This window comes from Chitinophaga caeni, from assembly GCF_002557795.1.
GTDB classification, from domain to species: domain Bacteria; phylum Bacteroidota; class Bacteroidia; order Chitinophagales; family Chitinophagaceae; genus Chitinophaga; species Chitinophaga caeni.
Map to the genome: position 1 here is coordinate 1,186,587 of NZ_CP023777.1, position 22,215 is coordinate 1,208,801.

The following is a 22,215-nucleotide window of genomic DNA, read 5'->3' on the forward strand; positions in this document are numbered from 1 at the left end:
ATGATGACGATAAACCAAATAATTTTGATCAAATTAACTCATGTTGGCATTTTTACATATTTACAATTGTTAATATTTTACATAGTATTTGTTAATTTTCTAGGCGGGTAGGGCGTCGGGGGATTATTTGTTAATTATTGTTAAGGATAATAGGATAGGACAGTTGTTATAAATAGATTTGTAAGAATGGTAAATTGAGATTATGCGCAATCGTATCCGGAACATCTTGGTTTTGATGGTTATTTGCATGTTGGGGATATTCCTGTTCCAGGGATATTGGGTATACCGTTCTTACAAAATTGTAATGGACCAGTTTAACAGGGATATCAATGATGCCCTGAGAACGGCCGTCTTCAATAAGCAATTTGCCGATGTAAAGCGGGTTGTCCGGTATGCCGATTCCTCTAACCTACATAATTCAACAGAACTCCCCAGGGCAATCAAGCAGGTACTAAGCAGCTCGAAGATCAAGGATAATAAGTCCTATCAACAATTGAGGGTGTATTTTAATGATTCGACTCAACAGAGCGATCCCAAACTGGACTCCCCGATCCAGGTGTATGCCGATACCTTGGCACGGCAGATCTCGGAGATATTAATTATCAATAATATTTATAGTAACCGGCTGAGTTTGAAGAGATTGGATTCAGTGTATTCAGCGGAGCTAGCCAGCAGGGGCATCGTTGTTCAACACAATTTAGATACCCTCAATATTGATTTTAACAATTTTGCCAGGGAAAGTTTTAGGGATAGCCTTCATATCGTGGAACATCTTAAAACCTTCAAAACCCCGTTTAATCCCGTGAGTAACCTGTTCGTGCAAGCAACATTCGAAACGCCGGTTCCGTACTTGCTCAAACAGATGCTTTGGTCGATTATCACATCGGCGCTGTTAACGATCCTGATTATCATCTGCCTCGTATACATGCTACGAACGATCCTAAAGCAGAAAAAGCTCAGCGAGGTGAAAAACGATTTCATCAACAATATGACGCATGAGCTGAAAACACCGATTGCAACGGTCTTTGCAGCGGTAGAAGCCATGCAGAATTTCAACGCGTTGAACGATCAAAAGAAAACGCTAACCTACCTAGATATTTCAAAACAGCAATTAAACCGTTTGAGCGACCTAGTTGAAAAGGTATTGCATATCGCCGCGGAAGAAAAGGAAGATTTTGAATTATATGCCGAAGAATTTGATATCAACGAAGTGGTGGAAGATATCGTTTCAAACCATCAATTAAAAGCGGCAAAACCGGTACAATTCCATGTTAGTTTGCCGGAACAAGGCTTGGTGGTGGCAGACAAAACCCATCTATCGAACGCCATTAACAACCTTGTAGATAACGCGATAAAATATTCTAAGGAAGAAGCAGATATTGATATCAAGGTAATCGTTGAGCAACAATTATTGACGATCCATGTTAAAGATCATGGTATCGGTATACCGAAAAGCTACCATCAGAATATATTCGATAAGTTTTTCCGCGTCCCTACCGGTAACATTCACAATGTGAAAGGTTTCGGCCTCGGTTTAAGCTATGTAAAGAAAATCGTAGAAATGCACCAAGGTACGATACAGGTTCATAGCGAATCTGATAAGGGCAGCGAATTTATTATAACAATACCTTTTTAAACAATACACCTTATGTCTAATCCTAAAGTCCTATTGGTAGAAGATGAATTTACACTGGGGCAAATTGTAAAAGATAGCCTGGAAACACGGGGCTTCGATATGTTGTATGCAAAGGATGGACAGGAAGGTATACGGATGTACCAGCAGGAAAAACCCGATATCATTGTACTGGACATCATGATGCCCAATATGGACGGTTTTACCCTTACCACGGAAGTCCGCAAAAATGATAAAAACACGCCTATTATATTCTTGACGGCCAAATCGCAAACGGCTGATGTTGTAAAAGGTTTTGAACTGGGTGGGAATGATTACCTGAAAAAGCCTTTCAGTATGGACGAGCTAATCGTCAGGATAAAGTCTTTATTGAACCGCTTCGGACAACAACCTGCCCCGGTAGAAAACAATGAAAATACGATCCAGATCGGGCAATACTCTTTCAACTTTACCCGGCAAACTTTGAGCCGCCATAATGTAATAGAGTTTTTATCGCACCGCGAATCAGAAATTTTACGCAGGCTAGCCCAAAGCCCGAACGAAGTGGTTGAACGGAAACCGATATTAATCGAATTATGGGGAGACGATACTTTCTTCAATGCGCGTAGCATGGATGTATTTATTACGAAGCTGCGCAGGTATTTAAAAGAAGATCCAAGGATACAGATCGTGAACGTTCGCGGGGTTGGTTACAAATTAATCATGTAATAATTTTTTTAGCTTGATAAACAACCTACAACTGTTACATTTTTGAATTGGATTTGCATTCGCCTCCAGGAACGTTTGCAAGAGAGAATTAGTATTTAGAAGAGTTATAACAAAAAAGGGTTGATAGTTTTAATGTTATCAACCCTTTTCCTAATCTATTTCTTCACTTTTGATACTTGCTCTACTAATACGTATTCGTACATACTGGCATCAGCAGGAGCGGGTTTGCGTACTTTCCGGTTTACTTTTAATTTATACCGGTTCCCTTTTTGATATGTAAATCCTTCGATTGACCCTGATAATTTATCCCAGTTCCCGTCGGCAGGTTCCATAAATTTATCGCCATAGCAGACTTCATAACAAGTAATATCCTCTCCCATAGCGCCTTTGCAGGTTGTTTCACCGTTTATCCAAACCAGCAATTCTTTATCCTGTGGCACAGGGGCGTCTTTTCTTGTTAAAGTAAGGCCGTCACTACCGTAATCCGAACCTTCATAAATCAAACTATTGCCATCACGCCTAAAGTTCAATGTATCTTTCGCAGGGTTTCCACTGCCCACGGTAACAAGGCTTAGCATAATTTTTCCACCACCATGATCCATCCAATTTCCTCTCTGCACAATTTCGGGTGTCATGTTCATGTAGTCGGTAGTCATCGTCACATCATTACCTTCTGAAAGCGTTAATCCTATGATGCGACCCGGGCTAGATGCGGCGGGCATCGATGCTTCGTAATAACCCGTTACCGGGATATTTTCGGTTACGGTTGAGTCTTTGGTAGTAGATTGTTTAGAAACATTTTGGCAAGCAATCATACCAATTAGAGCGGGCGTTAAAATCAACATTGAAATTTTCATACGATTTTGTTTTGATGCAAGGAATAACAAAGCATTACACCTATTGTTCCATTAAGATGATAATTAAGCAAGTTTGCAAAAATTACACCACTTTCAACAGTAGTTTAAAACACTAGTCCGCAATTAACTTACGCACCTTAACAAACGGATAACAAGCTTTATAAAAAATATAATTAATTATAAATCAAACTAATACAAAGAAATTATTGATATAATAATTATTTTTCTTAATTTTTAGTCGATTTTGGATTTGTAAAATAAGTGTATACAAGTACCTTTGCTCAACCAAATATATTTGCCAACTAACATCCATTGGATATTATATATTTTATTTAATATCTGTTATTTAAAACCCATCTGAAGTATTGCATTGTAATCAGCATCCATAGCTTTTTATTTCGACCCATACGGATTACTTATTTATTGCCAACGATTAAACTGTTTTAGATCATGAAAAGGCTATTGCCAATCATGGTGTTGATAGGCATGGGATTGCTGTGCTTCCTCGGTAGTTGTACCAAGGGAGAACTAACCGAATATACACCCCCAACTATCAACCCAACAGATACGGTTGTACTGGATATGAACAATACCGTCAACCAATCAAAAATATTGCAACTTGTCAACGAAGCTAGAGCTAAAGGTTGCAATTGCGGAACGACTTACATGCCGCCGGTGGGACCGGTTACATGGAATACCAGCCTCGAAAAGGCCGCTTGGATTCATAGCAAGGAAATGCTTGATAGCAATTATTTCAGCCACCAGGGATTGGATGGTGAAAGGGCAGGAGCCAGGATTAAAAGCATGGGATATAAATGGTACACATACGGTGAAAACCTTGCCGTCGGTGTATTTAATGAAGAACAAGTGGTGGCGGGATGGTTAAAAAGTCCTTCGCATTGTATGACGTTAATGGGCCCCGATTATAAAGAAATGGGGGTAGCCCAGGCCGATTATTTCTGGACACAGATTATGGCGACCCAACAGTCGCAAATTGCCAACTAATCACATGAGTGATTTTCGCAAAGTGTTACGAACTCTTTTATAAAGACGTTTTGTAGCACTTTGCTCATTAACAGATTTTTTACAATTTATTTTTTTTATTATTGCGTTAAGCCCCCTAAATTTACAGGACTTACCACACTATTTAACCCCGTCCTACAGAAAAAATCACCAGTAATTTTATCGTACCTATTTAAAACCCAGTACCAAATTGTTTTACATTTTTAACTGGGATTAAAATGTTCCGTTTCCTGTCACTGGCAGTAATAGTTGTTTGTATAATTCTATTCGCTTCATGCGAAAAGATAGATCTCATTCCTGCCCCGATTACGCATCCGCAACCTGTAACGCAAGATACAAGCAGCGCTCCCCCGACGGCTGTAATAATCAATAACAACATTAATGCTGATACCTTGTTGTTATTAGTTAACGAAGTCCGGGCCAAAGGCTGCCATTGCGGGGATACCTATATGCCTCCCGTGGCGCCATTGAGTTGGAATAATTTGTTGGAATTTGCCGCCGTATCGCATAGCAAAGACATGTACACGAAAAACTATTTCGATCATATTGGCAAGGATGGAAAAAATCCTGGTCAAAGGCTCGATGCAGTAGGATATGATTGGAGGTATTACGGGGAAAATATCGCGAAAGGCCCCGGCACGGAAGCGGTTGTTATTGCCGGATGGCTTAATAGTCCCGGCCATTGTAAAAATATCATGAACGCTAACTTTACAGAGATGGGGGTAGGCAAGTACGGTAGCTATTGGACACAAACTTTCGGGCAGCCGTTTAGTTCTAATTAAGAAGAAATATGTTCTTTATGATGCTTGCGCCACATCTTGAAAACAAAAAACAGGTAAGCTAAAAACACGATACCGTAGACAACGTAGAAGATGGTCATCAACTTGGGTGTTGAATACTTGGGATCACCGTACCCCAGGTACAAACCGAAGAATATGCCTGCCATCATCACGAAAAAGCCATAAAAGATCGTTTTTATAATATTCGCGAAATAATGGAAAGTCTTCATATCAAATGGAGGCCTTCTCTCTTCTTGTTCAAACGGGTTATGATGATTCTCTTCCAATGACCAGGTGATTTATCACTATTAAGGTAAGCATAATTCTATTAACGAGCTGCTGTCGCTCCTAAATACATTAAAATCAACTTCCCCGCGGATGCCGTTCACATGACCGATATCGCTGTGTTGCCAAAACAGCCATTTCCTGTGAATACGGGGCTTCTCCTTTTGGTAATAATGCGCTACCCACAAAGGATATTCATCGAAATCCTTCCCGAGATAAGTATCGTAAAAGCGGATATTGGTATAAATAATCGGCTTGACACCGTAAATATTTTCCATCTCTTCCAACCAAATTTTAGCCATACTACGTATTACGGCCGGGCTTTGATTATTATGTACCTCGATATCCAGCACCGGGGGCAGGTCTCCTTTCTCCAACGAAACGGTATTTCTAAAATTCCTAGCCTGCTGTATAGGATCACGGGTAGCATAGAAGAAATGGTAAGCGCCCCGAACCATGCCGGCCTTTTTGGATAGGCGCCAGTTTCGTTTAAACTTACGATCTTGGCGTGTAATGCCTTCTGTAGCTTTTATAAATGCAAATGAAAAATTAATCTTATCAACTTGCATTTGCCTAACGGCTTCCCAATTAATATTGCCTTGAAATTTGGACACATCTATGCCATGTAAGTCATAATTCACCGGCATATCGATTCCGAACTCCTCGTATCTTACATAAGTTACTTCATTCTCCATCTGCAACCACCAATATACACCGGCTGCGGCCATGACTATTAATAAAAATAGGATAATGACACTCTTAATACGTGTTTTTCTCTTTTTTTGTTTCAACTTTGGGACTCGTTAAATGGTTTTCTCGTCAATATAAATCAGGGCAAGTATAGCGTAATATTTTTATTGACAGCAATAAAGCCGCATTGAATTCTTAAATTTGTTGAATAAACCTTTTCCTAGATGCCCGATTTTAACTGGAACGACACTACGAATTTCGTATCTAAATTAACCTTCAAACGGATTGCTAATGCTTTCAAAGTGTTGGGAAGTTTTTATTGGAGTAAAATGCGAAAACGCCCCGTGCAATGGGGTTTGCCCATATCATTATCGTTTGAGCCTACTACTTCGTGTAACTTACGTTGCCCAGAATGCCCCAGCGGCTTAAGGGCTTTTACCAGGCCAACGGGGATGCTACAAGCAGATTTTTTCCGTGATACTATAGATGAAATATCCAAAGAACTGTTATACTTGATATTTTATTTCCAAGGAGAGCCGTATTTAAATCCTGCCTTCCTCGATATGGTAAAATATGCTAATGAAAAAGGCATTTATACGGCCACTTCCACTAATGCGCATTACCTGAACGATGCTAATGCGAAACGCACGGTTGAAAGTGGTTTGGACCGGTTGATCATTTCCATCGACGGAACAACGCAAGATGTGTATACCCAATACAGGATCGGCGGGCAGTTACACAAAGTGATTGAAGGAGCCAAAAACATTGTAAAATGGAAACGGGAGCTGAAATCCAAAACGCCGTTCGTGTTTTTCCAATTCTTAGTAGTGAAACCTAACGAGCATCAAATAGAGGATATTAAAAGGTTGGCCGAAGAAATAGGGGTAGACCAGGTGCGGTTTAAAACAGCGCAGGTTTATGATTACGAAGAAGGCAACCGCCTCATTCCCACGATTGACAAATATTCCCGGTACCACAAAAATGAGGATGGTACCTATACCATTAAAAATAAATTGGCCAATCAATGTTGGAGGTTATGGCATAGCCCGGTAATTACTTGGGATGGCTTAGTGGTTCCATGTTGTTTTGATAAAGACGCCCAACACCGCTTGGGCGATCTAAAGAAAAGCTCATTTAAAACATTATGGCATAATGATGAATACCACAACTTTAGGTCTCAATTAATGAAAGGAAGGAAGAACATAGATATCTGTGCCAACTGTAGCGAAGGAGCCAGCGTTTGGAAATAGGGCCGGCTATTTAGATATAGAAGTTTAAAATCAGGTTGATTAGCCCCTGGCAGCCGGGCATTGATTTATAATTAAATAATGACACTGATTATTTAACCTTCGCTATCGACGTTGGCCTTGGCCGTTTTTTTCTTTTTCTTCTTTTGGGAAACTTTATTGGCCAGCTTCACTCCAAATCTCACGGCGATAAATTCCGCCGCAGTTATTAAAATATTCGTGAGGGTGGATTTCGCGGTTCCGCTGTTCCAAGCGGCCTTACCCACTTTACCTAAAATGCCTAAAACCCCGCTATTGGCCACGCCTGGGACTACGCTGTTGATTGCCATTCCCTTAAAATTGCTTTTTAAATAAGCGCCTCTTTCAAGCAGTTCGATTTCCATTGACTTGGATTGCAATTTTAATCTTGCAATTTCCAACTCCAGGGTATCGAGATCTTTAACTTTGATTTTTTTATATGTTGGGTACTGCATATAGATATCTTTACGGTAATAGGCTAAATATTAGGCTTCCGGGTCTCCATGTTTTCGATGTCATGTTCATCGTCTTCATCGTCATCTTGAATTTCATCAACCAATTCCGACACTAATAAATTCGCCAAAGGGCGCTGAATCAACTTTTTCCTGAATATCAATAAAACGACGAACAGCACGATAAATACTGCTGCCGCGCAAGCAAAGCCAATGGTAAAGCTGCCCGTCATTTCACCGATCCAAAAGCCGAGTACCATGCCAAGGAATACAATGACGAAAAAGAACAGCAAGAAAGCCATCATCAACGAGAAAAATAATCCCAATGCTTTTGATAGCTTTCCTGCTGTTTGCAGCTTCAATAAATCTAGCCTGGTTTCCACGTAATCGCGGGCTACCTTGCCAGTTTCAGAAAAATAGTTGCTGAAATTATCTTCCATGCAAATAGGTTATTAGAGCGAATTTTTATATTAAGTTAATTCATTTTCCACTGCATCTTCAAATTGTTCTTTTTTCCGCCTAAACTTTTCTTTCAACTTATCCGCTTCATACCTTAATTTACTTACCATATCGTCCTTTGCATCGGAGTTTAAGAAATAACCAACTGCTACACCAACAGCAGCGCCAACGATAAATGAAACAACGGCTTTGGAGTTCTTGCTCATATTATTAATTTTTTAGGGTGAAGAATTTGGGTTTCTTTCAGGGGCAACCTTTCACAATGAATTGTTTCTGTTGCATAAAGGTTACAAACATTATTCCAATATTGTTCATTCTGGTAAAATAAATGTTAAATAGTTAATATACCTAACGGTATTCATCTTCAATAGCGCCTTTAGAAGATTGGGACGATTTTTGCCATTCCCTTAAAAATCATTAGGTTTGATAAATACGAAAATTCTATATGAGTTATTTGGACAATGACCGTTTAAAACAGATCGGTTTTCTAGTTATTATCCTATCACTAGGAGTTATTTTATTTAAAGAACTGTATAGTTTTTTCCCCGGATTCTTGGGCGCCGTCACTTTTTACGTGATTTTCCGCAGGATGATGGAAGAATTGGTAGAAGTACGAAAATGGAAACGAAACTTAGCGGCAGCTGTAATTTTGATACTTTCCTTCCTGATCATCTTGCTACCCCTGGGTATATTGATTAACATGTTAACGGCCAAAGTTGCTTATGCAGTAAACCATTCCTCCGAACTGATTGCCGGCATTGAAACCGTTACCCGTAAAATTAGCGAAGCGACCGGTTTTGATATGTTATCGGAAGCGAGGTTACAGAAATTCCAGGAAAATCTCACCAATATTCTGCCCGGTTTCGTTGGGGCTACCTTCAATACTTTAACGGCCATTGCTGTCATGTATTTCATGCTATATTTCATGCTAATAAATAGCAAGGAGCTGGAAGCCGGATTATATGAATATATCCCGCTTAAGGATGAAAATGTGACGCTTTTAAGTAAAGAGTTCCGCAACCTGGTTTTCTCCAACGCTGTAGGTATTCCGCTGATCGCTTTGATTCAGGGAGTAATTGCCTTGGTAGGATACCTGGTTTTCGGTGTGCCACAACCCGTATTTTGGTTCGTGGTAACCTGCTTCACGGCCATGTTGCCCATAGTGGGCGCTGCAGCGGTGTACGTGCCGATGGGAATTTTTATGATCGCTACTGATCAGACTTGGCAAGGGATAGGCGTAATTATTTACGGGTTTGTTGTTGTAGGGTTATCCGATAATGTTTTCCGGTTTATCCTTGCAAAGCGTATCGGTGATGTTCACCCTTTGATTACGATCTTCGGCGTTATCATCGGGGTCAACCTTTTTGGATTTATCGGGCTGATTTTCGGTCCGTTGTTGATATCAATGTTTATCCTGCTGTTGAGGATTTATTCAAATGAATATTTTATTAAGAAAAGGGATGTTAAGGTTGTGAAAAGGGTAAAGGTGCGATAATCCGCGGTTCGGCTACGCTCACCGCTAGCTGTAGGGAGAGGGACGTGTTCTTTATCATTCCCATTACCTTAATTTAATCCTCCCATCCACTACACGTCCTCCCCAGTACGGCGAGCGCAGCCGAGCCGAACTGGGGACAGGAACAACTTCAACGATAATAACCGTTTTCTTCAATATATTGCTGTACATCTTCCGTTACTAAATAGCGGATGCTTTTGCCTTCTTGTATCAATTTCCTAATAGCGCTACTGGAAATATCTAGCATCGGCGCATCTACTATCCTAATATTTGCACCCTGGCTTTCTTTCACCGGGTGCCCGGGACGGGTATAAATGTAAATTGGGTAATGCTTTATTAACTGTTCATAATTTTTCCAACGCGTAATATTTTCAAAACTATCGCTCCCCATGATGACAACAAATTCCTGCGTGGGAAATTTCTCTGCCATATAGGTTAGCGTATCGATAGTATATGATGGCCTGGGAAGGGAAAACTCGATGTTGCTCGCCTTTAGTCGATCAGCATCCTTTATGGCCAGCTCAACTAAGTGAAAACGGTGGTGTTCATTGAGCAGGGTAGAAGATACTTTCAATGGGTTTTGGGGCGAAACCACGAACCACACCTTATCTAAATCTGTATTATATGCTATATAATTTGCTATAATTAGATGTCCAATATGTACCGGGTTGAATGATCCAAAGTATAAGCCTATCTTCATGAGCGATCCATTAAAGTTTAAATGCTATTGCGCGGCAAGTTAATGAATTAGGCTTGTTTATCATGAAAACACCCCTTATTCTAAGGGTTTAAACTGTTCAAATGCGGAGCCGCATGTTTTACAAAAATGTATCGCGCGGCACAATGTTGAACCGAAAGGGGATCGCAAGTACGTATCTGTGCTACCGCAATGAGGGCAAGGTGTTGCCAGCAATAACTCCCGGTAACCTTCGCCTTGGAGTTTCCTTGGCGCCGCGATACCGAATGCTTGCAACTTTTGCTTCGCAGCCTCGCTCATCCGGTTGCTTGACCAATTTACAGTAGGGTCAATCTTCACCTCAACAGGCATATCCAATGCTAGCTGCAATTGCTCCCGGATATTGTTTTGAATATATTGAACAGCGGGGCAGGCTGCGAACGTAGGGATCATTTTAACGCAGATCACACCTCCAGACACTTCCACCCCGGTTATCATGCCCAGCTCTACCACGTTCAATACCGGTATTTCGGGATCCATCACCTGCTCTAGTGCTAGGTAAACATCTTCTGTATGTACGCTTACTTTCATGATCCGATTTCACTATTTACTTGGTTACCAACTAGCCGATGGATCCAATTTGAATACGCTGGACATTTCGTCTAATAAAATGGATAAATGTTGCGTATGGAAACCGAACCTTCCACCCATACCTGCTTTGGCTTGCTCCCCGCGGGGTACCACTAGTGAAGCCTGGGTGAAGATCGGCTGGATTCTCTCTAGCCACTTTTCCTTTATGGCGCTTTCACCGGGATAAACCTTGGCATCAATTAACACCGATTCTAATTCCCCGGCTTCTTCGAACATTCCCAAGGCATCTGCCCAACAATCATCTAATGCTTGTTGCATGCGGGTGTGGCTTTCGCTGGTACCATTCCCCAACTGTGTCAACCAGGCATCCGCATGCATCAGGTGGTATTTTATCTCGCCTTTAAACTTTTGAGCAATAGCTCGTACAGGCTCAAAACTGCTGTTTTCTAGGCTCGCGTACCGCACTGCTTCGGCATGGTCAAATAAAAAATGTCGCATTAAACTATAGTCATATGACGAGTTCGGCATTTCAACGAAATGGCAACATTTCCACCCGGATTCTTCCCTCAGGAAAGCAAAACGATCAGGATCTTCTCCTTCAAAATATTCTTCGAGTAAACGGTACAAGGCTAAAGCGTGGCCAATCTTGTCTTGAGCCATAGAGGAAAATGCAATATCTTCTTCCATGATCGGTCCCAACCCTGTCCATTCAGAGTTACGATGTCCCATTATGAGCGCATCATCGCCCATCTTGGTTAATAAATTTATGATGGCTAATTGTTGTTGATCCATTATTATTATTATTATTACTATTTCTTGTATTATTTCTTGCCTTTAAACTTGTTGATTTTTTCCATGACTTTAAAGCCGCTAGCATCGCGGTAAGTTTTATCGGCATTATTGGCAAACATATCTTCATCTTCCACATCCAAAGCTAGTATGTCAGCGCTGCGTACGACCCAAAGATTTACACATTTTTTGCGGCGCCCGAATTGTTCCTTGGCAAATACTAATGCTAATTGTGCGCTGGGCGCATGAACCGACCCAACATGCTCATGATGCGCACCCCGTTTTTCCTGGTGAAACACTTCAAATACATTCCAATTTTCGCCTTCCTGGATAGTAACAAGTTTTCCATCGGCGTCAAGCTTTAGCCGTTTTACGCGCGGGTCTAATGATTGGTTATCCATTGTTATAAATTAAATTATGCTACGGGGAATGATTTTTTTTGGTTATTATCCATTAAGGCCTTCCTTACCCAGCGACCATTTTCTTCTGCCCATTTCCTAACGCCAAGTCTTTCGCTATTGCAGGGGCCGCCGCCGTTAATGACTTTCATAAATAAGTCCCAATCGGGATCCGAGAATAACCATTTACCCGTTTCCGGGTCTTTGCGCAAGCCTGGATCCGGTAAGGTCAAGCCTAATTCCAGTATCTTGGGAACGTATGAGTCCAGGAATTGATTTCTCATATCATCGTTGCTGGCCATCTTTACTTTCCAACGCATTAATTTCTCGCTATGTACAGAGGTTTTGTCCGGTGGGCCAAAGAAATGCATAATAGGCTGCCACCATCTGTTCAGCGCATCTTGTACCATGCTTCTCTGTAAAGCCGTGCCCGTGGCCAACTCAATAAAAGCGTCATGCCCTTGCTTAAGGTGAAAGCTTTCCTCGTAACAAATACGCTCTAAAGCCCTGCAATAAGGGCCATAAGAACCTTTCGAATTAGCTACCTGGTTCACGATGGCCGCGGCATCAATCAAGAATCCGATTACCGTCACATCCGCCCAAGTTTCGGCGGGATAATTAAAAACATTCGAATACTTAGATTTACCATTCAGCAGGTCGTTTATCATCATTTCCCGGCTTTTGCCGAGCGTTTCAGCTGCATTGTACAGTAATTGACCGTGCCCGATCTCGTCTTGCACCTTGGCAATTAATGCTAACTTCCTTTTAAATCCTGGGGCGCGGGTAATCCAGGTACCTTCCGGTAAGGCGCCAATAATTTCAGAGTGGGCGTGTTGCTCGATGAGTCTGATAAGTTGTTTTCTATAATCAACGGGCATCCAATCACCGGGTTCAATCTTTTCCCCGGCAGCGATACGGCGTTCAAAATCTGCCAGTTTCACCGGGTCGTCCTCCAATTGTGTTTGTAAAGGCCGCTTGCTTTGTTCGTCGAATATATATCCTCCGCCGTACATAATGCGATTGTTTTGGTTCAATGTAAATTACTGAATTTTTGATTGTTAACCTTAAGATTCTATCAGTCAAGGCGAAATTTTAACAAGGTATTTATTGAATAAATTCAATTGGTTATCAATAATTTACATTACAGGTACAATTATAAGAACCGGTTCTTTACCAGGAAGAAAACTATCTATAAAATTTGCTATTTGAAAGATTATATCCCCGTAGATCATGAAAATTTCGTAATATTAATAAAGAATTTTAGGATCTAGTCAAGCGTATCAACTTTCGGACAGAACGGCGTTACGACCTAATTTTAGATAAAGACCAATTTGCATAATCGCAGATGTTACATAACGGTTGCCTGCTCATTCAATTTTTGTTGTTACCTGCGCTCCAGCATTTCCCTGGAGACACGATCAGCAAAACCATCGTAACGGTGGGATTTTATCAGCCGCACAATGTGAACAGCGTAGATACCGTTTATTATTTACCGGGCAAAGTATTGCAATGGCAAGATTTTACCGGTCGTATACCATCCAATGCGAAAAGTGCCGCGGTAAGTTTTACAAGTTTTGCTTATGAAGGTACGGCCACCCAGGTAAAAGACACCCTGGAAATTCATCTCGACTTACAAGTATTTTTTGTGAAGGATGATTCATGGGCACAAAGCTTCATCCGGGATGATAAAGACGCCCTAGCGCATGAGCAAATACATTTTGACATAACTTATCTAACGGCTTTATTATTCAAGAATAAACTGGCTTCTATTGATTTTAATGAAGAAAAGGATTACGATGCTATCAACAGTGTTATCCAATATCAATACCTTGAATATTTCCGCTTGATGAATACTTTACAAACACAATATGACAAAGAAACCAGGAATGGTACTTTCATAAATAAACAAAAGGAATGGCAGTCCAATATTGCGAAGGCAATCCAGTTGGGAGGACAATGGCCATTACCCTCATAGAAAAAAAATAAACCGGACGTATATGTTAAACATGCGTGTATTCTTTTCCCGTGCATTACTGGCAAGTGCCTTGGCCAGTGTTATGTTGTTCAGTTGTAAAAAAGATAAAAGTAGTTCCGGTGATCCCGATCCGGGCCCGGATCCGGTGGATTCCGTGGCAACCCTTACTCCATTGCAAAAATCCCTGGATACGATGTACCACATCTTTACGGATGTTTACTTGTGGACAAACGCCGTTCCTGATTCGGCTACTTTAAAGCCGCTTTCCTTTAACTCTCCAGAAGCTTTATTTGATAAAATGATCACGTATCAAAAAGATGATCAAGGAAATAATTTAGATCATTATAGCTTTCTTGATGATGGTACGGTAAGTGGTGAAATCGGTGAGGGTAAAATCGGGGATATGGGATTTTTTATCAAATATTATTACAGGGATTTGCCCAGTGTGAACTACTGTTACCCCGGATCTCCAGCTTATATTAAAGGCGTAAGAAGGGGATGGCTTATTGCAAAAATAAATGGCAGGGAAGCATTGGATTATGATTACGCTCCTTATGGAAACGGAGATAATGTCAACTTTATCGTAAATGCTTTAAATGGCAGTTCTGCCAACTTTACATTTATTAGGGACTATAGCAATCCCAACGATACCGTTAGCATGACGATAAGCAGCCAGGAGTATTCGATTAAACCCGTATTAAGTGATACAGTATACAACTTCTCCGGTCGAAAAATAGGCTATTTCTGTTTTAACAGCTTCATTAATGCCGATTTAGCAACACCATACCTGGATCCTATTTTCACCAAATTCTCTTCAGAAGGTGTAAAACAAGTTGTTGTAGATTTGAGGTATAATGGCGGTGGTGCTGTAACTACAGCAGAATACCTAAGCAATATGCTGGCGCCTGCTTCTGTAACTGGAGCTAATTCCGTGATGTATAAAGAAACTTACGGACCCAAGGTTAATAACAAAACAATGAGCGCTTATAGCAATAGCATTAAGTTCCAAACCAATATCGGCGTCATTACGTTACCCGACTTGCTCTATAACTGGGCATTTTATAATACGACTAATTATAGCAAGACTAACGGCCTTGACCTCGATAATATCATCTTTATAGTTACCGGTTCAACAGCTTCTGCAAGTGAATTAGTTATTAACAACCTGAAGCCTTATTTTAATGATCGTTTGAAATTGGTAGGTGATACTACTTACGGCAAACCTGTTGGATTTATGGCTTTACCTGTAAGCGGGTACGACATGTACGCGGTATCTGTACAAAATGTAAATGCATCTAATCAAGGTGAATACTTCCATGGATTTAACCCCGATATCACAGCCTTTGATGATGTCCGCTTTAATTTTGCAGATACCCGTGAAGAATCCATCGCTAAGGCTTTAATCCAATTAGGCGTTAGCCAAGCAGAGCTGGGTAGAAAAGCAAATATCGAAAGGCGAACTACCAGGTTAATGCCTACTAAAATTGATCGCCTGGGTGAGCATGGCTTCAAAGGGTTACTATTAAACCCTAATGACTTAAGAAAACAATAATGTAGGATCATCCTTCTACCTTACATAAAAAAGCGCTCCCATAAAATACATGGGGGCGCTTTTTAAATTAATAGGATTCCAGCAAAAAAATATCTGCAAAAAGGCCGGAAACCATTTATTCTCCGGGTGGGCAAACTTGCATTAACATTACCGTACTGCTCGATTCGTATGACTGCACGATACCGGTAGGGCAGGTTACATTATAATTACGGTAAGTAATTCCCCTGGCCGCATCGCGGTTACCCCAGGCCAAGTTGATATTCTTCCTTAGCCAAGGTAAATACTGGTCCTGCTTACCTTCATTCACCAAGTTCATTATATAATGACCAAATATGGCTTTCAAAATACCTTGTTCATTCCAGTCTCCTTCCGGCGGCATGATCCCGTTGCCATCACACATACTCATCTTAGTATAATCGGCTGCTTTAACTGCATAACCCAAATACTTAGAATCCCCGGTGATTTTATATAACAATGTAGCGGCACCAATAAATGTGCCCTGGTTGTATGTATAATCCGACCAACCTTTGTTGCCGTTAACATTATTGTCTGCCACGCGACCTTTAGTGCTATCATATAAATTGTTGGCGCCCCATTCAAAAATGCTTTTCGCTTTGGTCAAATACATTTCGTCTTTCGTTATATTGTATAAAGTTGCTGCTGCAATTACAGTCGGGAAGTTGATACAGGCATTTTTACCTGACTTCTTAAAGTCCCACCACATCCCACCATCGACAGCGTCGTAAGATTCATTCCATACCCTCTCAAATCCGCTTTTAGAATAATTAAGATACTCTTCTGTACCGGTGATTTGATAGGCCCTGGCTAGGGAAATGATCCACCACATCATATCGTCATGGATAAACCATACCTGGCGGTTTTCCCAATTAAAATGATCGTAATGTTGATAATTACCTTCAAACACATCGTGGATCATAATTTTCCATTGATCATCACCTGTTCTTAAATAAGCATTCATGATCATATCCCAATAAATAGCTTGCGTCCAGATAGCGGCTACCCCATTTTTTTCGGTAGTAGGGAAGTACAGCTTCTTTGCCGGATCATAATACGCTTTATTGAAATAATTCAAAGCGTTTGTTGCATCTTTTGCCGTAAACGAAACCTCTTTCGGCGGAGTAATAGGCACATCTTTATGTTCATCTTTACCACAAGCCAAGTGAATTCCGGCAAGCGCAACCATCGAAATCAATATCCAACTTTTCATACCAAAATTTTTTAAAGGAGAAGCGTATCATGAAACACGCTTCTCCATGAATATTTTACCAACCCGGGTTTTGAACCAACTGCTTATCGTTATTGATATCATCTGATGGTATCGGGAATAAATAATGCCTTTTATTGAATACCCTGGTTTCAAAAGGCACTACGTTCAAGAAACCTGGCATATCACTATAGATATTTAACCCGTATATGGGGCCATCTTCCGTTTGTTCTGCTATTTTCCAACGCCTTACATCGAAGAAACGGTTATTTTCGAAAGCCAGCTCTACACGTCTCTCTTTACGTATAGCGTCACGCATAGCATCTTGACCGTTAGGAGCCGGTAATTCAGCGGAGCCATAAGTTGGTATACCCGCTCTTTCACGAATTAAATTCAAGTACTTCAGTATATCCGGATTCCCAGGTTCAGATTCATTCAAACATTCTGCATAGCTCAAATAAATTTCTGCTAACCTTACCAAGATGAGCGTACGGTCATTTACATCCCATTTACCAAGCCCCATTGCTTTCCTGACCACGTACCCAGTAGTTGTATAATCGCCACCCCCGGTTTGTTTTCCCGAATTCCCAGTATTGTTAAACCTGGTAATGATCTCACCGTATGACTTATTCAACCATAAACTACCATCAAAAGTAATATTGACATAAAACCTTGGCTCGCGGTGCGCCCATTGATTATAAATACTCCTTTCTTGCGTGTCATACGGTGTTTTAAAATCCGAGAAACCTGTTTCTTGGTAACCGGATAATGGATCATCGATGCTTCTACCATTTTCGGTGAAGAAAGCATCCACCATATTTTGGGTAGCGCCTAAGCCGCCGCTCCCCTTTACATCGCGGGATGCAGCGCCATTATGATAGGGCGTTAGTTCATATTGACGGGGACCGAGAGAGTTGCCTACGCGTGCAAATATTACCTCTGGATTCCAGTCGGTTAGGATAGCATCGCGGCAAGAAAGATAGGGATCAAATTGACCTTCAGCATTATTCTTCTTAAATAATGAATAGGTGCCGGGCACGAATTGGTCAATAAATGATTTGTAAGCATTTGCTGCTTCTTTCCATTTATTGACATCAAAAGTTTGATTAATTAATTGTTTGCCGTCAGGGTTTTTCAGATCGGCATAATCAGTATTACCATTAAATAAAGGACTGGCTCCATACATAAATGCATTTGCCCTGAAAGCAAGGGCAGCTCCTTTCGTTACACGGCCGTAATCTTGATCATTATTGGGAAATACGGGTAGATTCCCCGATGCGGTTTGCAACTCGCTAGTGATAAAATTTACACATTCCTCGATAGAATTTCTAGGCATTTGCAATGTTGTATCTACCGGGGCTGCGTTTTCGGGCAGGATAACCACCGGGCCGTAAATACGCAACAGGTAAAAATAATACATTGCCCTAAGCGCTCTCGCTTCTGCTTTATATTGAGTAATAAGTGCAGGGGAAAGATCCGTGATTTTATCGGCATTCTGCATAAAAACACTTGCAGCACGGATGCCTTTATAAAAATTTCTCCAATAATCTCCAACAAAACCGGAGTTAGCATCCCAATTACCGATATTGACTTCATTGGACTGTACGAAAGACCAAACATAATCCGCTTCATCACTTCCCCCGGTCCATAAACCGGCATTATTATTACCCCCGGGGTTTCTTTGTCCAAACTCATCAGGTACCCTACGGTAAACGTCTGCTAAAAACTTACGGGCCGTTTCCCATGTTCTAAATGTTTCTTCGATTGTTAGCCTGTCATCCGGCACTTGATCCAAGAACTTAGAACATGAAGTAAATATGGCCATTGCTAAAAGAATGTATATTAACTTTTTCATCCTAATATTTTTATAATGCTTGCCTCTTGAGGCAGTAAAGTTTTTCAATCAATAAATTTTCCCCTTAGAACCTGAGGTTAATACCTAGGGAAACGGTTCTAACATTCGGATACGAGGTACCATTGCTGGTATTCAATTCAGGATCCCACAATTTGAATTTGCTGATAGTAAATAGATTGATCCCTTGCAAATAAATCGAAGAATTATGTATACCGAATTTCTTTAGCTTTTCAGAAGGCAAATTATATGCTAACATGGCTGATTTTAACCTCATAAAGCTCATGTCTTTCACCCACCAATCGCTTGGTTGCGTATTATTCTTGTTGGGCGCTTCCCCGTATGCCAAGCGGGGATAGAAAACATCTTGGCTAGGATTATCAACTGTCCAACGATCCGTTGCAATGGCATAAGCGTTCGTTAAGCCACCACCGCTATTAAACGGAATAATTGCAGAACCGCTCAGCATCCTATCTGCATCGGCTGTTCCCTGGAACAATACTCCGAATACAAAACCTTTATAGCTTAAATCGAAACCGAAACCATAAACGGTAGATGGCACATCGCCTCTCCCAATTCTAGTCATATCATTGGAATTAATCAATCCATCACCATTCAGATCTTTATACTTAATATCTCCCGGCCTTACCTGGGATTTATCACCTGGCACAGCACTTTTTTGAATTTCATCATCAGAAGTAAACAAGCCATCGGATAAATAGCCATACAATGCAAGCACATTGTTGCCCCTGTGCTCCATCCAAGGATATTGCTGTGGAGGCATATCATTCTCTACCAAGATATCTTTGTTATAAGTAATATTACCCCTCAAGGTTAAACCTACTTGCCCCAATTGCATTCTATACTCGATGTTGGCATCAATCCCCTTGTTATCAACAATTCCGAGATTCGCGTATTGTTCATTTTCCAAGCCCATAAAATCTACGTTCGATGCACGTTTTAAGAATATGCCCGTGCGGTGCTCCTTGAAGAAGTCAACATTCATATTCAACCTATCTTCAAACATCCGTATCTCGATTCCTAAATCCTGCTTATTGGAAACGGACCACTTAACATTTGTTGCGTAGCGACTAATATTTATACCATCAACATTATCGAAACTTTTCCCGTATTTATAGGCGCCGCCATAAGTATTTAGGTTGGTGATGTATAAGAATCTTTCAGCGGCAGAGCCTAGACCGGTATTACCATTTGAATAACGCAGTTTCAGGAAGGAAATAGTCGGTTTTAAAGCACCGAAGAATGACTCGTTCGAAATGACCCAAGCCAAACCCATTGCCGGAAAGAAACCGAAACGATTTCCCGGGGCAAATAATTCGGAACCATTATATCCAAAATTAAACTCGGCAAAATATCTTTCGTCGTAAGAGTAAGTAACCCTTCCTGCTAACCCCAGAGAACGTTCAGGAATTGAACTTATAAAATCGCCCGCCAAAGTATTTGAATAATCGCTTGAATAGAAAAGCGCAAGGCCCCCAACGCGATGTTTCTTAAAAGCACGATCATAATTCAATGCTGCTTCCGTATAAAATTTGCGGGTCGTCCTCCTTTCTCCATCATTCCTGTCAAAACCTAAATATTGATTCCCCGTATACGTTTTAACAAGATTTAAGCTGCCATCTGGTTTGTAAGGTTCATTTTGATCGGGGAAATACGTGTCTTCCCTTTTGCTACGGGTAATATAATTTTGATTGTATGTATCAAAAGCAAACATCGCGGTAGCGCTTAACCCTTCCGTTATCATGCTCAAATCTTGCGTAGCCCGGATATTCGAAAACAGTTGATTCCTAAACTCGTTCCTATAACCACGACGGGTAAGATCAGCATAGGGATTCCTGAACCCGCCGTTAGATGATTGACCGGGCACTAAGCCCCCAGGGTACAAGATTGGGTAGGCGACCGGCGCCGCATCCATCGCGCTCTGAAATATGTCGTGCGTATTGATCCCCGGATAATTGCCATTGGAAAAATAGCCTTGAATACCTACATCTAATTTGGTGGTTTTAGTTACGTTCAGGTTAACGTTTGTCGTAAAATTATACCTGTTAAACTTGAGGGATGAATTATACTTTGCCAAATCATCGGTCTTCAGGAAACCGGTTTCGTTAAAATACCCGAGTGAAATATAATATTGTGCGTTTTCAACACCTCCACTAGCATTAAGATTGGCGCTCCTGGTATGACCGTATTTATTAAAAACGGCATCCATCCAATCTACATTGGGATAGAGGTAAGGGTCAACTTGATTACGGGTATTTTCAATGTACTCCTGGGAATATTTCGGATTTTGATCGCGGGTAGTTAAAGCTTCGTTGGCAAGGTTCATATACGTGATGCCATCCAACATTTCAGGGCGCTTTGTAAAGGTATTTACACCTTCGTTATAGTCGAGGTATATTTGTGGTTTGCCCACTTTCCCCCTTTTCGTTTTAATAATAATAACCCCGTTGGCGCCACGTACGCCATAAACCGCGGTACCTGCCGCATCTTTCAATACAGTAAAGGACTCTATATCTTCTGGTGAAATATTATTGATCGGCCTTTCTACACCGTCTACCAAGATCAAAGGGTTCGCGCTATTACCGCCACCGAATGTTGCGATACCTCGAATCCATATATCTGCGGCGCCCTTACCTGGCTCCCCGGTGCGTTGTACACCAACCAGCCCAGCAACCCTTCCTGCTAATAAAGCGGTAATATCTGATGCAGGTTGTTTTAACTCCGCGGGCTTAATTGTAGATTGTGCGCCTACCAAACTTACTTTACGTTGCGTACCGAAACCGATAACTGCAAATTCGTCTAATGATTGACTGGAAAGTTTCATCCGGATATTCAAATTCGTTGACTTATCTACAGCAACGATCAACCTTTCGTATCCAATGTAGCTGAATGCCAGTTTTGCTGCATTACCGGGTACGAGTATTTTGAACTCCCCCTTGACATCCGTGGTAGTCATAGTCGTGCTGCCTTGTACAGCAACGCTTACGCCGGGCAGGGGAATACCTTTTTCATCAACCACCTTACCGCTGATGGTCATATCCTGCGCAGCAAGGGTATTCCCGGCACCAAGGGCATTACCGGGTTTCGGTTTATTAATTACAACAATATTATTCACTTCCTCGAAAGCCAATGCATGTTGTGTTAAAAGCGCGGCTAGCACCTTATCTAACCGTTGTTTTTTGAAAGAGATCTTTTCAACGCGGTAAGATCTTAGCAATTGCTTATCGTAAGCAAAAGTTACTTTTGTGTTCGCGTGGATTTTCTCAATAGCAGACTCTAGGGTTCCATCCCGTAGCGAAATCGTAACATTGGTTTTCGTAAGGACTTGCCCATGCCCAGCGTAGGCGGGGAAAAATGTGGCACATCCTGCTAAGAAAAACGCGATAGCAACAACGCGATTCCTGAGCGTTTGAATCAATTTTTTCATACGTAGTTTAGGCATTTAATGTTATGGCGATCAGTCGTGGACCAG

The 22,215-nt window shown here is 41.2% G+C and carries 22 protein-coding genes; 8 read left to right on the top strand and 14 right to left on the bottom strand.

What is annotated here, in order from left to right; genetic code table 11:
* Positions 1-202: 202 nt before the first annotated feature.
* Positions 203-1,636 carry a sensor histidine kinase gene (locus COR50_RS05000; RefSeq protein ID WP_098192976.1) on the top strand — a complete coding sequence of 478 codons (1,434 nt, stop codon included), beginning with the start codon at positions 203-205 and terminating at the stop codon, positions 1,634-1,636.
* A gap of 12 nt (positions 1,637-1,648) precedes the next feature.
* Complete coding sequence (locus COR50_RS05005) at positions 1,649-2,341, top strand: response regulator transcription factor (RefSeq protein ID WP_098192977.1); 693 nt, start codon at positions 1,649-1,651, stop codon at positions 2,339-2,341.
* A 155-nt stretch (positions 2,342-2,496) separates the two neighbouring features.
* Here the strand turns inward: COR50_RS05005 and COR50_RS05010 are convergent, their stop codons facing one another.
* Positions 2,497-3,198, bottom strand: a complete 702-nt coding sequence (locus COR50_RS05010) for a DUF4377 domain-containing protein (protein WP_098192978.1) — start codon at positions 3,196-3,198, stop codon at positions 2,497-2,499.
* Positions 3,199-3,648: 450 nt separating this feature from the next.
* On the opposite strand from COR50_RS05010, the gene COR50_RS05015 reads away from it, so the two are divergent.
* Both COR50_RS05015 and COR50_RS05020 read left to right on the top strand, forming a co-directional pair.
* Positions 3,649-4,203 carry a CAP domain-containing protein gene (locus tag COR50_RS05015; protein ID WP_098192979.1) on the top strand — a complete coding sequence of 185 codons (555 nt, stop codon included), beginning with the start codon at positions 3,649-3,651 and terminating at the stop codon, positions 4,201-4,203.
* Positions 4,204-4,439: 236 nt separating this feature from the next.
* The gene (locus COR50_RS05020; RefSeq protein ID WP_098192980.1) at positions 4,440-5,003 is read left to right on the top strand and encodes a CAP domain-containing protein; all 564 of its coding nucleotides are present in this window, start codon (positions 4,440-4,442) and stop codon (positions 5,001-5,003) included.
* On the opposite strand, the gene COR50_RS05025 is transcribed toward COR50_RS05020, so the two are convergent.
* Positions 5,000-5,287 (bottom strand): hypothetical protein, encoded by a 288-nt coding sequence (locus COR50_RS05025; RefSeq protein ID WP_098192981.1) that lies wholly within the window; start codon positions 5,285-5,287, stop codon positions 5,000-5,002. The genes COR50_RS05020 and COR50_RS05025 overlap by 4 nt on opposite strands.
* A gap of 21 nt (positions 5,288-5,308) precedes the next feature.
* On the bottom strand, positions 5,309-6,013 hold the full coding sequence (locus COR50_RS05030; RefSeq protein ID WP_098192982.1) for a glycoside hydrolase family 25 protein: 705 nt from the start codon (positions 6,011-6,013) through the stop codon (positions 5,309-5,311).
* Between the two features lie 186 nt (positions 6,014-6,199).
* Here COR50_RS05030 and COR50_RS05035 point away from each other — a divergent pair, with 186 nt between their 5' ends.
* Entirely contained in the window at positions 6,200-7,225 is a 1,026-nt protein-coding gene (locus tag COR50_RS05035) for an SPASM domain-containing protein (protein ID WP_098192983.1), read from the top strand.
* A 92-nt stretch (positions 7,226-7,317) separates the two neighbouring features.
* On the opposite strand, the gene COR50_RS05040 is transcribed toward COR50_RS05035, so the two are convergent.
* Genes COR50_RS05040 through COR50_RS05050 form a run of 3 tightly spaced genes read right to left on the bottom strand, consistent with a single transcriptional unit; the run spans position 7,318 to position 8,357 of the window.
* Positions 7,318-7,695, bottom strand: a complete 378-nt coding sequence (locus COR50_RS05040) for a hypothetical protein (protein ID WP_098192984.1) — start codon at positions 7,693-7,695, stop codon at positions 7,318-7,320.
* A 23-nt stretch (positions 7,696-7,718) separates the two neighbouring features.
* Positions 7,719-8,132 carry a phage holin family protein gene (locus COR50_RS05045; protein WP_098192985.1) on the bottom strand — a complete coding sequence of 138 codons (414 nt, stop codon included), beginning with the start codon at positions 8,130-8,132 and terminating at the stop codon, positions 7,719-7,721.
* A 30-nt stretch (positions 8,133-8,162) separates the two neighbouring features.
* Positions 8,163-8,357: a YtxH domain-containing protein gene (locus COR50_RS05050; RefSeq protein WP_098192986.1), complete on the bottom strand. Its 195-nt coding sequence runs from the start codon at positions 8,355-8,357 to the stop codon at positions 8,163-8,165.
* A 239-nt stretch (positions 8,358-8,596) separates the two neighbouring features.
* On the opposite strand from COR50_RS05050, the gene COR50_RS05055 reads away from it, so the two are divergent.
* Entirely contained in the window at positions 8,597-9,646 is a 1,050-nt protein-coding gene (locus tag COR50_RS05055) for an AI-2E family transporter (protein WP_098192987.1), read from the top strand.
* 148 nt (positions 9,647-9,794) lie between these two features.
* Here COR50_RS05055 and nadD read toward each other — a convergent pair whose 3' ends face one another.
* The 5 genes from nadD to paaA form a co-directional block, all read right to left on the bottom strand.
* A complete protein-coding gene (gene nadD, locus COR50_RS05060; protein ID WP_098192988.1) occupies positions 9,795-10,364 on the bottom strand; it encodes a nicotinate (nicotinamide) nucleotide adenylyltransferase in 570 nt (189 codons plus the stop codon).
* Between the two features lie 75 nt (positions 10,365-10,439).
* Positions 10,440-10,931 carry a 1,2-phenylacetyl-CoA epoxidase subunit PaaD gene (gene paaD, locus COR50_RS05065; protein WP_098192989.1) on the bottom strand — a complete coding sequence of 164 codons (492 nt, stop codon included), beginning with the start codon at positions 10,929-10,931 and terminating at the stop codon, positions 10,440-10,442.
* A gap of 24 nt (positions 10,932-10,955) precedes the next feature.
* The gene (gene paaC / locus COR50_RS05070) at positions 10,956-11,723 is read right to left on the bottom strand and encodes a 1,2-phenylacetyl-CoA epoxidase subunit PaaC (protein WP_098192990.1); all 768 of its coding nucleotides are present in this window, start codon (positions 11,721-11,723) and stop codon (positions 10,956-10,958) included.
* Between the two features lie 29 nt (positions 11,724-11,752).
* Positions 11,753-12,121 (bottom strand): 1,2-phenylacetyl-CoA epoxidase subunit B, encoded by a 369-nt coding sequence (locus COR50_RS05075; RefSeq protein WP_098192991.1) that lies wholly within the window; start codon positions 12,119-12,121, stop codon positions 11,753-11,755.
* A 14-nt stretch (positions 12,122-12,135) separates the two neighbouring features.
* Complete coding sequence (gene paaA, locus COR50_RS05080) at positions 12,136-13,152, bottom strand: 1,2-phenylacetyl-CoA epoxidase subunit PaaA (protein WP_232516275.1); 1,017 nt, start codon at positions 13,150-13,152, stop codon at positions 12,136-12,138.
* Positions 13,153-13,463: 311 nt separating this feature from the next.
* Here paaA and COR50_RS05085 point away from each other — a divergent pair, with 311 nt between their 5' ends.
* Positions 13,464-14,093 carry a hypothetical protein gene (locus COR50_RS05085; protein ID WP_098192993.1) on the top strand — a complete coding sequence of 210 codons (630 nt, stop codon included), beginning with the start codon at positions 13,464-13,466 and terminating at the stop codon, positions 14,091-14,093.
* Between the two features lie 22 nt (positions 14,094-14,115).
* Positions 14,116-15,645, top strand: a complete 1,530-nt coding sequence (locus COR50_RS05090; protein ID WP_098192994.1) for a S41 family peptidase — start codon at positions 14,116-14,118, stop codon at positions 15,643-15,645.
* A gap of 115 nt (positions 15,646-15,760) precedes the next feature.
* On the opposite strand, the gene COR50_RS05095 is transcribed toward COR50_RS05090, so the two are convergent.
* The 3 genes from COR50_RS05095 to COR50_RS05105 form a co-directional block, all read right to left on the bottom strand.
* Positions 15,761-16,873, bottom strand: a complete 1,113-nt coding sequence (locus COR50_RS05095; protein WP_098192995.1) for a glycoside hydrolase family 76 protein — start codon at positions 16,871-16,873, stop codon at positions 15,761-15,763.
* Between the two features lie 55 nt (positions 16,874-16,928).
* Positions 16,929-18,725: a RagB/SusD family nutrient uptake outer membrane protein gene (locus COR50_RS05100; RefSeq protein ID WP_098192996.1), complete on the bottom strand. Its 1,797-nt coding sequence runs from the start codon at positions 18,723-18,725 to the stop codon at positions 16,929-16,931.
* A 64-nt stretch (positions 18,726-18,789) separates the two neighbouring features.
* Positions 18,790-22,170 carry a SusC/RagA family TonB-linked outer membrane protein gene (locus COR50_RS05105; protein WP_232516276.1) on the bottom strand — a complete coding sequence of 1,127 codons (3,381 nt, stop codon included), beginning with the start codon at positions 22,168-22,170 and terminating at the stop codon, positions 18,790-18,792.
* Between the last annotated feature and the right edge of the window lie 45 nt (positions 22,171-22,215).

What these genes read in the sequence shown, in the direction of transcription:
- COR50_RS05000 (WP_098192976.1), top strand. Translation starts at nt 203, where the DNA reads ATGCGCAATCGTATCCGGAACATCTTGGTTTTGATGGTTATTTGCATG.
- COR50_RS05005 (WP_098192977.1), top strand. Translation starts at nt 1,649, where the DNA reads ATGTCTAATCCTAAAGTCCTATTGGTAGAAGATGAATTTACACTGGGG.
- COR50_RS05010 (WP_098192978.1), bottom strand. Translation starts at nt 3,198, where the DNA reads ATGAAAATTTCAATGTTGATTTTAACGCCCGCTCTAATTGGTATGATT.
- COR50_RS05015 (WP_098192979.1), top strand. Translation starts at nt 3,649, where the DNA reads ATGAAAAGGCTATTGCCAATCATGGTGTTGATAGGCATGGGATTGCTG.
- COR50_RS05020 (WP_098192980.1), top strand. Translation starts at nt 4,440, where the DNA reads ATGTTCCGTTTCCTGTCACTGGCAGTAATAGTTGTTTGTATAATTCTA.
- COR50_RS05030 (WP_098192982.1), bottom strand. Translation starts at nt 6,013, where the DNA reads ATGGCCGCAGCCGGTGTATATTGGTGGTTGCAGATGGAGAATGAAGTA.
- COR50_RS05035 (WP_098192983.1), top strand. Translation starts at nt 6,200, where the DNA reads ATGCCCGATTTTAACTGGAACGACACTACGAATTTCGTATCTAAATTA.
- COR50_RS05040 (WP_098192984.1), bottom strand. Translation starts at nt 7,695, where the DNA reads ATGCAGTACCCAACATATAAAAAAATCAAAGTTAAAGATCTCGATACC.
- COR50_RS05045 (WP_098192985.1), bottom strand. Translation starts at nt 8,132, where the DNA reads ATGGAAGATAATTTCAGCAACTATTTTTCTGAAACTGGCAAGGTAGCC.
- COR50_RS05050 (WP_098192986.1), bottom strand. Translation starts at nt 8,357, where the DNA reads ATGAGCAAGAACTCCAAAGCCGTTGTTTCATTTATCGTTGGCGCTGCT.
- COR50_RS05055 (WP_098192987.1), top strand. Translation starts at nt 8,597, where the DNA reads ATGAGTTATTTGGACAATGACCGTTTAAAACAGATCGGTTTTCTAGTT.
- nadD (WP_098192988.1), bottom strand. Translation starts at nt 10,364, where the DNA reads ATGAAGATAGGCTTATACTTTGGATCATTCAACCCGGTACATATTGGA.
- paaD (WP_098192989.1), bottom strand. Translation starts at nt 10,931, where the DNA reads ATGAAAGTAAGCGTACATACAGAAGATGTTTACCTAGCACTAGAGCAG.
- paaC (WP_098192990.1), bottom strand. Translation starts at nt 11,723, where the DNA reads ATGGATCAACAACAATTAGCCATCATAAATTTATTAACCAAGATGGGC.
- COR50_RS05075 (WP_098192991.1), bottom strand. Translation starts at nt 12,121, where the DNA reads ATGGATAACCAATCATTAGACCCGCGCGTAAAACGGCTAAAGCTTGAC.
- COR50_RS05085 (WP_098192993.1), top strand. Translation starts at nt 13,464, where the DNA reads ATGTTACATAACGGTTGCCTGCTCATTCAATTTTTGTTGTTACCTGCG.
- COR50_RS05090 (WP_098192994.1), top strand. Translation starts at nt 14,116, where the DNA reads ATGTTAAACATGCGTGTATTCTTTTCCCGTGCATTACTGGCAAGTGCC.
- COR50_RS05095 (WP_098192995.1), bottom strand. Translation starts at nt 16,873, where the DNA reads ATGAAAAGTTGGATATTGATTTCGATGGTTGCGCTTGCCGGAATTCAC.
- COR50_RS05100 (WP_098192996.1), bottom strand. Translation starts at nt 18,725, where the DNA reads ATGAAAAAGTTAATATACATTCTTTTAGCAATGGCCATATTTACTTCA.
- COR50_RS05105 (WP_232516276.1), bottom strand. Translation starts at nt 22,170, where the DNA reads ATGAAAAAATTGATTCAAACGCTCAGGAATCGCGTTGTTGCTATCGCG.